Origin of the sequence: Paenibacillus sp. GCM10027626, assembly GCF_042676285.1 — a bacterium.
GTDB lineage: Bacteria > Bacillota > Bacilli > Paenibacillales > Paenibacillaceae > Paenibacillus_Z.
Window position 1 is genome coordinate 1 of record NZ_JBHTHC010000030.1, and the last position, 12,702, is coordinate 12,702.

General features: G+C 39.9%; 13 protein-coding genes and 1 pseudogene. 2 read left to right on the forward strand and 12 right to left on the reverse strand.

What is annotated here, in order from left to right:
- Window positions 1–367 precede the first annotated feature (367 nt).
- The 4 genes from ACFQ0N_RS34145 to ACFQ0N_RS34160 form a co-directional block, all read right to left on the reverse strand.
- Window positions 368–556, reverse strand: coding sequence for a hypothetical protein (locus tag ACFQ0N_RS34145; RefSeq protein WP_379334592.1), 189 nt, complete (start codon window positions 554–556; stop codon window positions 368–370).
- 369 nt (window positions 557–925) lie between these two features.
- Entirely contained in the window at window positions 926–1,486 is a 561-nt protein-coding gene (locus ACFQ0N_RS34150; RefSeq protein ID WP_379334593.1) for a hypothetical protein, read from the reverse strand.
- Window positions 1,487–2,287: 801 nt separating this feature from the next.
- On the reverse strand, window positions 2,288–2,506 hold the full coding sequence (locus ACFQ0N_RS34155) for a hypothetical protein (protein ID WP_379334594.1): 219 nt from the start codon (window positions 2,504–2,506) through the stop codon (window positions 2,288–2,290).
- A gap of 98 nt (window positions 2,507–2,604) precedes the next feature.
- Window positions 2,605–3,696, reverse strand: coding sequence for a YecA family protein (locus ACFQ0N_RS34160; RefSeq protein WP_379334595.1), 1,092 nt, complete (start codon window positions 3,694–3,696; stop codon window positions 2,605–2,607).
- Window positions 3,697–4,585: 889 nt separating this feature from the next.
- Between ACFQ0N_RS34160 and ACFQ0N_RS34165 the strand changes: the two genes are divergently transcribed.
- Window positions 4,586–4,855, forward strand: a complete 270-nt coding sequence (locus ACFQ0N_RS34165) for an AbrB/MazE/SpoVT family DNA-binding domain-containing protein (RefSeq protein WP_379334596.1) — start codon at window positions 4,586–4,588, stop codon at window positions 4,853–4,855.
- Here the strand turns inward: ACFQ0N_RS34165 and ACFQ0N_RS34170 are convergent.
- From ACFQ0N_RS34170 to ACFQ0N_RS34195, 6 genes and pseudogenes are all read right to left on the reverse strand, one after another.
- Window positions 4,852–5,163 (reverse strand): helix-turn-helix transcriptional regulator, encoded by a 312-nt coding sequence (locus tag ACFQ0N_RS34170; RefSeq protein WP_379334597.1) that lies wholly within the window; start codon window positions 5,161–5,163, stop codon window positions 4,852–4,854. The genes ACFQ0N_RS34165 and ACFQ0N_RS34170 overlap by 4 nt on opposite strands.
- A 91-nt stretch (window positions 5,164–5,254) precedes the next feature.
- Window positions 5,255–5,395 carry a hypothetical protein gene (locus ACFQ0N_RS34175; protein ID WP_379334598.1) on the reverse strand — a complete coding sequence of 47 codons (141 nt, stop codon included), beginning with the start codon at window positions 5,393–5,395 and terminating at the stop codon, window positions 5,255–5,257.
- A gap of 100 nt (window positions 5,396–5,495) precedes the next feature.
- Complete coding sequence (locus ACFQ0N_RS34180) at window positions 5,496–6,062, reverse strand: hypothetical protein (protein ID WP_379334599.1); 567 nt, start codon at window positions 6,060–6,062, stop codon at window positions 5,496–5,498.
- A 580-nt stretch (window positions 6,063–6,642) separates the two neighbouring features.
- Window positions 6,643–7,449, reverse strand: a complete 807-nt coding sequence (locus tag ACFQ0N_RS34185) for a peptidase (protein WP_379334600.1) — start codon at window positions 7,447–7,449, stop codon at window positions 6,643–6,645.
- A 42-nt stretch (window positions 7,450–7,491) separates the two neighbouring features.
- The gene (locus tag ACFQ0N_RS34190) at window positions 7,492–7,905 is read right to left on the reverse strand and encodes a hypothetical protein (RefSeq protein ID WP_379334601.1); all 414 of its coding nucleotides are present in this window, start codon (window positions 7,903–7,905) and stop codon (window positions 7,492–7,494) included.
- Between the two features lie 378 nt (window positions 7,906–8,283).
- Window positions 8,284–9,578: pseudogene (locus tag ACFQ0N_RS34195) on the reverse strand (IS1380 family transposase).
- A 118-nt stretch (window positions 9,579–9,696) separates the two neighbouring features.
- Here ACFQ0N_RS34195 and ACFQ0N_RS34200 point away from each other — a divergent pair.
- Window positions 9,697–9,975: a GerMN domain-containing protein gene (locus tag ACFQ0N_RS34200; protein ID WP_379334602.1), complete on the forward strand. Its 279-nt coding sequence runs from the start codon at window positions 9,697–9,699 to the stop codon at window positions 9,973–9,975.
- A 258-nt stretch (window positions 9,976–10,233) separates the two neighbouring features.
- Here the strand turns inward: ACFQ0N_RS34200 and ACFQ0N_RS34205 are convergent, their stop codons facing one another.
- Window positions 10,234–10,602: an SH3 domain-containing protein gene (locus tag ACFQ0N_RS34205; protein ID WP_379334603.1), complete on the reverse strand. Its 369-nt coding sequence runs from the start codon at window positions 10,600–10,602 to the stop codon at window positions 10,234–10,236.
- A gap of 1,417 nt (window positions 10,603–12,019) precedes the next feature.
- Complete coding sequence (locus ACFQ0N_RS34210; RefSeq protein WP_379334604.1) at window positions 12,020–12,694, reverse strand: GerMN domain-containing protein; 675 nt, start codon at window positions 12,692–12,694, stop codon at window positions 12,020–12,022.
- Window positions 12,695–12,702 lie beyond the last annotated feature (8 nt).

The window sequence follows — 12,702 nt, forward strand, 5'->3', positions numbered from 1 at the left end:
CAAGGTTCGGGTCTTCGCCAAAATCAAGGGGATGGCGGTCAACATCAAATTGATCGTGAAAAAACTAGGTTACTCTTACAAGGACCCCTTTGTCCGGCAAAAAAGCCGAAGACAGAGGGGCGCTTCCGCATGCGCATAAAGGCCGATTCGTCAGCCCGGTAGCCTGAAAAAGGCTGAAGGACGATGTGAAATGTATAGTTCGAGTCTACTCGAAGGCCACGTTTAGATGGAAATCTTCCTGAAATTTCAAGAAATCTTCAAAACAGATACGGGGAGCCTTAACATTTGAAATTAATCGACGCTCTCATTTTGATTCACTAACAAAGTGGATACCCTCTTTTTCAACGACAGTCACATCATATATGCCTTAGTCTGGGACAAGAATTAAGCATTTAGTGACTGGATCATCTTTAGCGCTCAATGTTTTATATTGAATGCTTTCCGCTGGAACTTCATTAGGGATCAAGTTACCAGTCTTATAAGAAGCCGTTAGTTCGCCGCTATTCATCCAGACGGAATGTCCTTCTCGATTACTTTTTATTTCTTCCATAGACATGCGACTCATTTTCCCCCCAGAGTAATAGGGGACTTCAGTAATTTTTTTGGCAAGCTTATCTTTGGCAAGCTTGTAAAGGAGTAGTTGACCTTTATTGCAGCATCGAACCTGTCCAGCAGATCCTTATTGGAATACTGGAACTATTCCTTGAGCAAAACAAACGACAAAAAAGCTCGTTCCACGCTGTGCGGAAATACATGCAATCAAACTGTAAATGGTGCCATTATTGACTTGAGTACAAAAATCATGGATGACCTTGGTGTTTCAGGGGCCTGAAAACGACCGCTCAATCTATGTGCTTTATGGCGCTGGGCATAAATTTGAGGAGGAGACCTGACCTTAAAACGAGGAGGACACCTCCTCGTTTTTTTACTCTTTGTCGATGGTCATATGTAGAACAATTTTTGTGATAAAGAAAAGACCTCCTGTCTCCTCTGATGACTCCAAGGTTATTTCGTAAAAGAAATTTTTCCTTATCGTAATTATAGCCATTGCAAACCCATCGGAAAGTTCCTTGATTTTAATAAACTCGCTCTTAATTCCACCTTGCTGCTCTTTGCATTCATCGGGAACAAGATTGAGTGCCTTAGAGCTAATGAAGGATTCTGCATGTGCAAGCCAAGGGTGATGACCCTCATTGAAAGACTCTACTGTTTTGTCACTAAGGTATTCGATCTTACCAGCCGAATAATATGGGATCTCATTAATATTTTTGCCCGCATAGCTGCTCAAATCCAATGAATAGATCGTCGTAGTGAATTGGGTTTGTGCATGGCCTGGTGTTACTTCTTTTACTTCTTTTACTTCGTTAGAGTTTAACTGCACTGTTTCGGAAGACGGAGCTCTTTCGGCAGTACATGCAGTCAGTACCATGAAACCAAGAGTGACACAAAGAATAATTAGTAATTTACGAACGTTACTTCTACTCATGATTCTCTCCCCTTTTCATATACATATTAAACAGTTTTAATCTCATTTAGCCCAACCTACTACCCGAAAAAAATTCTACCACAATTGTTATATATGACATGACTTTTGCAGTTCACCCCATCTAATGAGAATGCAAAATTGCCAAACTCGACTTTATCGCGTCCCGAAACCGCTCGAAATTAGCTCATGATTTCTTCCTCGTTTGGTCTTGGCCGGATCATTGAACCCTCAATGCTATAATATGCCTGTTCGATCATCTACAAAAAACTCCTTCAAATGATGTTTACAAATGCAAGATTGCAGAATTGGCATTATCCTGCTCGTACTCCAGGCGCCGCGGGTCTCAATTTTATCGCAGGTTCTATTGATAGGGTCGCTCCAGATGGAAATACAGTAACGTATAATGTTTATGATCTTGCTAAATGGGTGTCGTATCACTTTAATGCCTGAGAAAAGATCATCAATTAAATCATGAAGTGTCCGAATATTCGGGTATTTTTTCGTCTTCATCAGAAGAATTCTAAAATTAAAGCAACCTTCAGATTTTAACCTGCGTCTACAATTAATGCAAAAAAAAGGGGAATGCCAAAGATATGTCGGAATCGTGAACTAGTAATATTAACTTCACCTTAAAGGTGATCCTCTCTTTTGGGTGATATCTTCTCTGTAACCACTATTCTTCCAAAGAGTAGGACACTTTTTTATATTTTTATGAAGCGTTACTTTCGAAATTCAGGTTTAGCAAAAATATAAGCCAATCCTCAGTAAGGAGGTGCGTTTCTTAAAATTTTCTTTTTTCAATTAAGGAATTAAATTAAATATTTTTATTTTTGTAACCAAACCTTCTTTTACTTCAAAGCGCATATAGTCGTACTGATCCTCTTTGCTTTTTTCATATTCACCATCGTTGGAATCTCCACTATTCATTCGGATATCTGGATAAGCCTCTTTCAACTTTTGAACAGAATCACCAATTTCAATCCCTTTAGTAGTTATATATCCTTTTTTAGAAACACTCATGGTCATTATCCAGAATGTTTTGCTATTATCTTTTGGTGAAAACAACTCAATTTCAAGACCATCATAGGCAAGTTTCTACCCTCGTTTGCCGCTGTGGTTTAAGTTTGTATCCCCTGAAAAAGGTTATAGTCAGTCTTATTTAGTAAGGATGATTTTATATATGTATCGGAAAGAACCTCCATTGCTGTTCCTTCAAACCTCCACAAATATTGCTTCTTTTCTTTCTCACTCCAAGCATCTATAAAAGTTGGATTGTAGACTGTGTTCTCCGAATATGCAGGTATCATATTGTTGAGCATCTGTAATTGTTCATTTTTTGAAAGAGAAAGCAGCTGATCTTTGAACCCTTGATACATTGCATCATCTTCTTTAAGCCAACTGAACAAAACATGCATTTTATCATCTTGAGGGAATATGTTTAACAAAAGGATCTTCATTATTGTTTTTGGGTCATCTAAACGATTCAATTGATTTCCTTTAATATCGTATTCTAGATAGAAACCGGAGCATACTGCGATAGTTGCATGTCCATCAAATGATATTTCTACGGTTTCTATGATGTCGTATTTGCTATTAAGGAGTGCATCATCCAGGATTCCTTTATGCCGTAAAGAATCGTTTATCCCGAGATCGTATCCTTCTGCCAAGTCTAAGTACTGATCGCTCTTCATCAAGCTTGGTTTGGTATCACCGAGTTTCTTATGAGCATTATGAGCCTCTAGTTTTTTGTGATATTCAAATGAGAATGCCCGATATGCAAACATGAATTTCTGTTGATCCGTTCCGCTGTAGTCTGTAACCTCGACTGGCAAGAACAAATTAGTGTCGTGTTTACCACAAAAGCCGGTAAACGTTGTTGCAACTGATCGTCCGACACGTTTGAAATTGTACTTCATCCTTATTTTCGTTGGGGAAGCTTTCACCATGTATACTTCACCTTTTTCGCCAATACGGGTTAAAATTCTATTATTTTGGATAGAATGCGCCCTGATTATATTAACTGAACATTCCGATTTATTAGGGTGGATACAATGCTTTATTCGTGATTCATTTATTCTCTTTTTCATTGCTGACTCTAGGGGTATTTTTGGATCTAAAACAGGCTGATCCTGAATATTTCCATGGCATTTCTTATACTTCTTTCCGGACTTGCAAGGGCAGAGATCGTTTCTACCGATTTTATTATTCATCTGGCAGGCTCCTTTACAGTTGCAAATTCATGGTCTACTTAAATACTTACTTTAGTAGTTTTATCCTACTGCCCTTATCTTAACACATATTGGGACTACAGCCGCTACCAGCCCGGTAAATGAAGTGTTGACAGCTAACACTTTATTTTCTCAGTATACAACTATGGACAATCACTGCACACCAGATCAACAAGATCGGGATTAAGGCTGATAGTATGGGTAGCGTGGCTGCCAACAGCCAAGACAACCTGGAAGAACAATATGTTAAGCTCGAAAACAGAAAAATAAAGAACGACCATTGTCCGCCAGGACTTAAGGGTCGTTCTTTATTTAAATAAATATAAAGCTTGCGGGTAAATGCCTACAAGGACAGGCCGTTATCGAGAGTATGGTCGTTTTCTATTGTACACTTAGGGCGGGCCGTTATAAATGGAAAAATCAGGGCAGAAGAACAATCAGGATTGTGAGCTGCAGTGTTCCTGTGAAGGTGGCCGCTGTGATCGGCGTACCTCCGCGGCTGCTTGTCAGGATGCCTGGATCAACTTCCCTAGACGAATGAACATCCTTGTTTAAGGGAATCTTCGAAGGAATTTTCAGGCGTATTGGGCCGCTCAGTAGCAGTGTTCATTTTTTAAAAAAAATAAACTGCCCTTATCGCACAGTTCATCTCCCCAAAACCACCACAGTTAAGGGCTATACGTACATTATACCATGGACCTTATTAGATGAATAGTCTCTAATGAAGAAAAAGATACACTCAGAATACAAATGATTCCATTACCAACGATTGCGGTCCTGGAATCATCTTCATCTATAAGTAGCATTACAGCGGCTAACAAGATTTTTTGTTATTACCTGATATGGTACAATGTGTAAAAGGAGGGGTTTTATGAATAGTCGAGGTATGGTGAGACTATTGGATGAACTGGGGCGTATCGTATTGCCGGTTGAGCTTCGGCGTACTCAAGGCATCCAAATTGGAGATTCGCTCGAATTTTTTGATGATGAAAGAAATGGCCGTCTTTTACTGCGAAAGTATCGCGCCATGGAGTGCATTTTCTGTTTTTCACCTGATCAAATTACGATTATCCGTGATCGTTTAATATGTCATAAATGTTTGGATGAAGTAACCAACCCAAATGTTAAAGTAAAGTCTTAGGATCGGATTTGCAGAGCAGCCTCTAGAACTTCAAGGGAGCGCTTTCGATCAAAGTCGTCACGCTGAAGTAGTAGGGCATTAATGGCAAGTAATGTCTCGTCTTCTTGTTCCATTTTAAACATCGTAAAAAGATCTACATTACATGCTTTTGAGATTCGCTCCAATGTCCGGATTGTAACGTTCCGCTCACCGCGTTCCAGGGATCCGAGATAAGTGTAACTAGTACCAACCAATTCAGCTAACTGCTCTTGTGTAAGGTTCCGGCTCTGTCGGCAAACACGTACAATATTGCCTATACGTTGTAACACAGTGCGGAGCTCAACTCATAGCGTTTGCGATGAAAACCACATATGGATGTGACGGGATTTCCACGCGGCAACATAATGAGCCTTCGGGCAATCAAGATGTATGGACACAACAAACCTGCTTAAATTCCTCAAATGTAACTTTTTTATTTGTATTTTCCTCTTCTGAGAAGTCCCAACGCATTCGAGCAAGTTGCATTACATCCTCAAGCGTGGCCAATCGAACAACTGCCATACAATCACCTCTTGAATTGTAAATAACTACTAACCTTATTTTACCATGCCGTTCCTGTAAACTCCCGTTAGCGTAACAGGCCGCTGCGGCAGCCTGTTGTTTATTCTTGAGCTATCGTGTCCCGATAGATTAAATTATTCTGTTTGTCAAAGACTTCTACTACGTAATCAGATGATTCCTCTTTAAAATATCCATACCATAAATATGTGTTAGGAACGTCCTTAACATCCGTTAAACTATCTTTCAAGTTTATCAATGTCGCTTGGTGAATATCATTTATAATAATCTTTTCAAGATTATCAAAGGAGGTAAGACCAAAATAGAATTTATTTGAGTCATTCGATGCACCAGTACTCGCCATTGATAATTTCTGTTCTATATCAATTTCTAAACCAGTCCCCGTGGAAGATCCATCAAATTTCCATCCGAAAATACCCTTATCTAATCTTACTCCAACTATTTGGTTTTCTTTATTCAAGAAAAAATAAAAGGCTTTTCTTCCATATTCACTCCCTCCAATAATTTGATTTATCTGCATGAAATTTGAGGAACCTTCTTCGTTATAGAGTACATCATTAATAGATTTAAATGACCTATTGTAATCTGAAATAAAATAAATTAAACCGTAGATTAATAGAATTATAAATAGAATTTTTCTTTTCTTCATTTGACTCTCCTTAAAATATTCACAGTAATTTCACCAAACGATTAATTTGCGAACTTCGCAATTAATTCCATACTTGGAGTTATTCGCGAAGCGTTAAAACTATCCTGCCCTTTAGCTTAATGAAGCATCGTCGGTCAATTACTTTATTTTCTCAGTCTACAACTTTATTTGCCAAGTCTAACACTTTATTTTAGTCTAGAACTTTATTTTCTTCTGACAATACTGAAAAGTTAATGATGGTTAAAAAGCTAGTAATTTCAATGTATAACGCATGTTTAACAATCCGCAAAACAACATGTTATAGAACGTGTTAAACATATGTAAAACCATTCCTCTTTTTTCCCAGACCAGCCTAGGTTTCTAGTAAGTTATACCAAATTGTTGTGATTGAAAATAAATGAATAGAGCGGGTTTTTAATGAATTTGAAATTCAATTTTTTTAGCATCTGAGAAACTTGATCGGCGCTATAGCGCGGCACACAAATTTTTGGGTGGTATTTAAGATGTAAGCGTCAAAAAGTCCCCATCTCATGCACAAGGTGGGGACTTTTTGTTGATGCTTACGAAACAGTATACTTTGCTATTCTGCATCAAGCATAACTGTGTAGTGACTTTCCAGCACAAATTCACCTAGTACGGTTGTTCCGTTATCAGCATACAGCGGAATTGTCTGAGAATTACCTTTCTCATTCATATACTCTATCACCTCATCTGGTGATAAAACATTAGGGGCCAGATCAGTAGCTCTAACGTAGCCTTCAACTCCATTAGTACCGATTGCAGAAACCAAGTCTGGTTCAACTCCTATGGAATATTCGGACAACGCAGAACCGTAAGTTTCCCCATTGTCGTTTACACCATATTCCGAAAGAAGCATTATGGGAGTAATATCGGCAGTTATATCTACAGATTTATTAATTGTGCTTGTCAACGTAGGAACGTCAAATTGCTGAATCGGGGATTTATATCCGGTAAATTCTGTATAGCCATCTCCATTATAAAACCGACCTTTACTTTGAGAATAGTACTTGCCTGCAGTCTTTATTGTAGGAGAATTCACAAAAAAAGTAGCAACAGCTGATGTATTATATTCAAAAGTACTGGCAGCCGCAAGATTTCCGGATTCATTAAAAAGACGAGCTTGGCCACCCATGTAACCTACTTTAGTATTCCCTTCCTGACAACTTACACGGGCAGTAGCTTCTACTGTGGCCTTCGATGTACCAGCCCATCCTACCCTTACTTGTGATATAAACTCATATGAATATCCATCATATATGTGTGAAGTCTTATAAGGGTCGGACTGGGTATTTGCAAATACTGTTGATGTAATCAATACGGTTGCTAAAATATAGACTACTAAGACACTTAACGTCTTCTTTTTCAATTGTTTTTCCTCCCTTAAAAAAAGTTGGCAAGTTTCTTAAAATTAATCAATGTTTGAATTATACAGTTTAAATTCTCCAATTATAGTTGTACCATCTGACTCATAAAGCGGAATAGATTGATAACCGACTGATTCAACTTCCTTTTGATGGGCAATTGCTTCTTCCGGCGATGAATAAGATGATGATATATCAGAAGATTTGATATATCCTACTACCCCATTCTCTCCTTGTGCTCTAATTAAGTCTGGTTCTTGTGCCTCTCCAGCTGGATATGGACCATGCCCATATGTTTGGCCATTCTTATTGACAGAATAACTAGGAGCTTCCCCTTCAACCTTAGATGATTGATTTACATATGCTTTTGCATTCGATGAAGAGTTCATGGTGTAAACAATTGTTAAACAGAATACTAAAGCTAATCCTAGGTTAACTCCTCTGATAACATTTTTTTTCACCTCACATCTCCTCCTTTGGTATTTGGGCAATTTTAGGTACCCTATACAATATACGCCTTTCCAGAGCTAATAGTTGCGATATAATGAAAATTTTTCTAATTTGATTGAGAGAGTGCGAGTTGGTGGGGGTGGAGGGATTGCAAAGCGTCAGAGTGTAAAAGAAGTCGGAAGCGCTAGAGAGAAGTTGATTAACCTTTTAACCTGAATTTCGAAAGCCCATAATTATAGTAGTCAGCGGATTGTGAATCAGGAAACTTCATCCAAATATGTCATCCAATTTGATTTTTTCTGAATATTGCCGCTTTTTTGCATACAGCTTCCCCCTCCCCACTCAAAGGGGCTCCGTTATTTCCAAGTATTATTTTGGGATTACTTGATTCATTCGTGTAATATCGTTTTTCGCTCGATCCGCTGCCAGTTATACCGATTCGTAAACGATTGCGCCATTTTTAACGTGTACTGGCGGCCATGTCGAACCAACACGCCTGCGCAAAAAAAGAACTCTCGTCGAAAGCGCTGAATCGTAAACGAACGGTGCACCGGCTCGCAGCAGTTCATCTTGAATCGTTCAAACAAATTGTAGGCCAGCAGCTTCAGCAGCAGGTCAATTTCGTTTGCAGCGAATTGATGTGTTGGAATCCGGTGGATTGAAAAACCCGTTTTGGCTTCCTTGATATAGTTCTCCATACAGCAGCGCTGGTTGTAAAACCGCCAAATGTCGATGGCTTCCCATGCTTCATTCGTAACCATCGCTTCATATTGCCAAAGCAAATCCAACTCGAGTTGAAGTTGGTCATCGTCATAGCGCTGCATCTTGCGAATGATGGCAACACGACGAGTCTTCTTCCATGTTGTGGCTTTGTAACACAGGACTAGACCTTCAATAATCCACTCTTCATCGACAAAGCGCGTCCAATGTTCGCAGGCTTTTACTTGTTGCTCAAGACGGCTGGTCCACTTTAGTTTCCCAACATAACCGATCTGACCGGATTCCCAGAAGTGATAAAAGTCTTCCCCGCCAAAGCCCTTGTCGAAACGGGCATAGCGAACCTTATGGGAAGACAGCAAATCCAGCGTTTCTTCTGCAAAGGGGAGAACATTCTGCTTGTATTGCCGGGTCGAAGCTCTGCATTGATGAGCAGCCGTGATTGTCCTTCATAAACGAGAAGAGGGTGATAGCTTTTGCGTCCCCGCTTATGACTGTTGACATCAATGGCAGCGCCTTGTTGGTTCCCGTAAAGCGTCTCCACGGTCGAGTCAAAATCGAGAATGGAGGATGCCGGCAATGCAGGCGCAATGATGTCGATATTGAGCTTCTTCAATGGGGAATTAAAAGCAGAACCCGACTGTCCCAGTCGCGCCAATTCCTTATACAGTAAACTATGATGAGGGCAACGACCTCCCAGAAAGCGGCGAATTAAGGCATCATCTTGCAACTGTTTAAAGTGGAAGAGACGCTCGCAGCCGAGCATCCATCCGACAATGAAATACAGAAGAATGCGATAAGTCGGGAAGAGGGCGTTAGTAGCTTTTGAAAACCCAAGGGTATGAAATGCACGGTCCAAGCCGATTTTTTCAAGATAAGCCAGCATAACCTTGATGCCTGCAATATTTGTAGTATTTCTCACAGAAAATTCCGTTTTCAAGTTTGCGATTTTTGTGGTAAACTTCACCTTAAAGGTGCTCCTCTCTTTTGGGTGATGTGTTCTCGTCAAACACTATTCTACCAAAGAGTAGGACACTTTTTTATATTTTTATGAAGCGTTACTTTCGAAATTCAGGTTTAAAGCTTTGCAAAGTAATAGTCATTCTGATCTTGTATCCTTATGGAACAAAATCGAGTTAAACTCTATGAAATTCAATGAAGGAGTGTTAGCAATAGATGTTCGTATTCCTGATGAGGCAAGATTTGGGTCTGGCGCTGAACTGTTAGCCTTGGATGCATTAAAAGAGACAATGTTTCAATTTGTGGAGATAAATAACTTAGAACTTCTTATTGATGGAAAAACCTTAGAATGTTTCATGGGTCACTCTGAATTGGAGCATCCAATTTCTCGTAACAATCAATAAGGATGAATAATAAGCACAAAAAAATCCTTGTCACCCTAAGGGTGGGCAAGGATTTTTTATAGATGTACGCTCATCATGGCGTCCCGTTATTCTACTGAAAATGTCCGGTGTTCAAGATCTTTTTCTTAAAAGGACAATTGCAGGGGTCTCTTTGCATTTTATCAATTGGCCCCTCTAAAAGCTCTTTGTGTTCTTCGCCAGTAGCAAATGAAATCGTTTATATAAGTAACAGTGCGAAGCAATCTAGATCAGGTCAGATCAGAGAAAACCATACTCAGTCAGGTAAGTACTTTGAATCCAACCCTCTTTTTGAAATTTTTCGCTATAAACTTTGACCCAAGTTACCCCATTAACAACGGATGTCTCATTGCCGTTCACCAAGTCTCCGGGGTAAAGAGATCCAATATACGTTCCGGTGGGTGATGGAGTTGCTCTCATATTACAAGCCGCATTGATTTTCCACGTAGTACTCAAAATGGAAATACCTCCAGCTTCCGAAGTAATGCGAGAATCCTGTGTAATTTGCGTATTAAGATTGATTGGATCAGTACTATCAGATGCAAATGCACCTGTTGCAGGAATTACCATAGTTGCTGCTATCAAAGAAACTGCTACAATTTTTTTCATCGTTCGATCTCCTTTTCACCATAATTTGTTAAAACTTAAAAACCCAGAGTTCTCCTCCTTTCTATTTACTATATATCTTATTTAGTGGAATAAGATTACACACTTAATATAACATATAAACCTATAATTTGTAAATACATAATATTAAAAATAAGCCTCAATAAGTATATTTGATGTGAGGCCCTGTTTACCCTGCAAGATTTCTTTGAACCTGACTTTCGAATAGTAACATCTCATAAAAATATAAAAAAGTGTCCTGCCCTTCGGTAGAATAGTGTTTGACGAGAACACATCACCCATAAGAGATGAGCCCATTAAGGCGAGGTTTACCACAAAAATCGCAAACTTGAAAACGGAATTTTATATGAGTAAAGATACCAAATATTGCAGGCAGCAAGGGTATGCTGACTTATCTTGAAAAAAGCAGCTCGGATCGTGCTTTTCATACGACCTTACCCCCCCTCTTAACCCACTTATTAAATGTAATTTACTAATCGGGATAACCCTACCATCAATTCTATTGTAATCAGTTATGTAAAACCATAGTATTTTTGTATGAATTTTGAAAGTCGTATTTTGTCATAAAACAAAGCATAAAGACATATTAGAGACAGCTCAATGCAAAAGGGAAATGATTAGTTGCATCAACAGAGGAGTATACCGGTAAAGCGCGGCCTGTGGGATTGTTGAGTTTGGAGTTCTCCAAGTACAAAAATGGCTTTCTATCGTGAGTGTCGATCTATTATTTCAGATGAGGATAAAAATTTTATTTACTTCAAACAGGCACAAATGAAATAAGGAATGGACGCGTAACGGTATATTGCTACTTTCTGCACCCCGCGTAGCCCCCAGCGCGCGGTGCATTTTAGGTTTTTAGCTTTTTTTCATTTCGGGACTTCTTTCTCACACGACGACTAGCATAGTCGTTTCCATACTTGCTTCCTTCCACCATAAACCTTTGCCTCTTTTAAAATGACCGACTGTGCCGTTTCATTGTAGATGTAGGAATTAGTCTCACCTTTCCAGTAAGATATTGCTTTTAGGGTTGTTGGAGGACATGTGTAGTTACCATCAAAAAAACCTCCATTGATACCGGTGTATTGCGTGGAGTTTAATGGAGCATTAATGATTTCTGGTTTTGTTTTTTCAATATCCGTTGAAATGACTGCGTAATATAATTGACATATGGATTCCCTACATCAGTGACAGTTTTAATTGCAAAAGTATATGGAAGAACTACCATCGTTCATCGACTCGCTTCATTCTGGATCAGGGCTTTGCGGTGAATCGTAAACGCAAACGACGGCTAAGAGACTTATAGGCCTCCTGACTATTGGGCTTAGTGTAAGAAAAGACGCTAAGCTGGTCACATCCGAAGGCTTAGCGTATATTTTCGTCAAAATGTTGGTGGGACCCCTCATTGTTTCTTAAACGGATGCCCCAGCTCAACATGTCCCATCAAACTTTCGACAGCTTCGCCATCGACCAAAATATTCAGAGAGGTTACCTCTACGAATTGGAACATTGTTTTTTGGATCGCATCCACTGCGAGCACCTCGCCCGAAGAGCCCAGCCTTGCCTCATCCGGCATATGGATATTTAATTCTGCTGCACCGTTGTCAAACTTGGCGTCTAGCAGTTCAATCTTATTCCAAAGCGACATCTTGCCTTCTTCCTTGCTTTGCGCCAAAGCTGCAAAAGCGGCTTTAAGCTTCGTCTCTTCGCTGTCGAAGGAAATTTCGGCATCCTGCTCAATCAGATCAATCAGCTCATCATCGGTGACATACACTTTGATTTGCCGCTTCTCTTGCTGGGCAGCCCCGGCATCTGGCTGCGCCTCAGGTTGTCTGGTTACGCCGGAATTCGTATTCCCCTCAGGCTGCTGCTCAGCATTGCCAGAATTCGCATCCGAATCAGGCTGTTCTTCGCCAGCCGTATTGTCCGGCGTTCCTTCAGCTCCATCTTCTACCTGACCGCCCGAGCCAGTCACTGTATCCGGCTGAACGAGTTCCTTCTGACCGCATGCCCCAGTCAGCATCACCAACATCATAATAAGTGCGAACAACGTAGTTGAGGTGACATGTCTTTTCATCGAAGCCC

Coding starts and splice junctions, on each gene's coding strand:
- ACFQ0N_RS34145 (WP_379334592.1), bottom strand. CDS start 556: ATGTCTATGGAAGAAATAAAAAGTAATCGAGAAGGACATTCCGTCTGG.
- ACFQ0N_RS34150 (WP_379334593.1), bottom strand. CDS start 1,486: ATGAGTAGAAGTAACGTTCGTAAATTACTAATTATTCTTTGTGTCACT.
- ACFQ0N_RS34155 (WP_379334594.1), bottom strand. CDS start 2,506: ATGAGTGTTTCTAAAAAAGGATATATAACTACTAAAGGGATTGAAATT.
- ACFQ0N_RS34160 (WP_379334595.1), bottom strand. CDS start 3,696: ATGAATAATAAAATCGGTAGAAACGATCTCTGCCCTTGCAAGTCCGGA.
- ACFQ0N_RS34165 (WP_379334596.1), top strand. CDS start 4,586: ATGAATAGTCGAGGTATGGTGAGACTATTGGATGAACTGGGGCGTATC.
- ACFQ0N_RS34175 (WP_379334598.1), bottom strand. CDS start 5,395: ATGGCAGTTGTTCGATTGGCCACGCTTGAGGATGTAATGCAACTTGCT.
- ACFQ0N_RS34180 (WP_379334599.1), bottom strand. CDS start 6,062: ATGAAGAAAAGAAAAATTCTATTTATAATTCTATTAATCTACGGTTTA.
- ACFQ0N_RS34205 (WP_379334603.1), bottom strand. CDS start 10,602: ATGAAAAAAATTGTAGCAGTTTCTTTGATAGCAGCAACTATGGTAATT.
- ACFQ0N_RS34210 (WP_379334604.1), bottom strand. CDS start 12,694: ATGAAAAGACATGTCACCTCAACTACGTTGTTCGCACTTATTATGATG.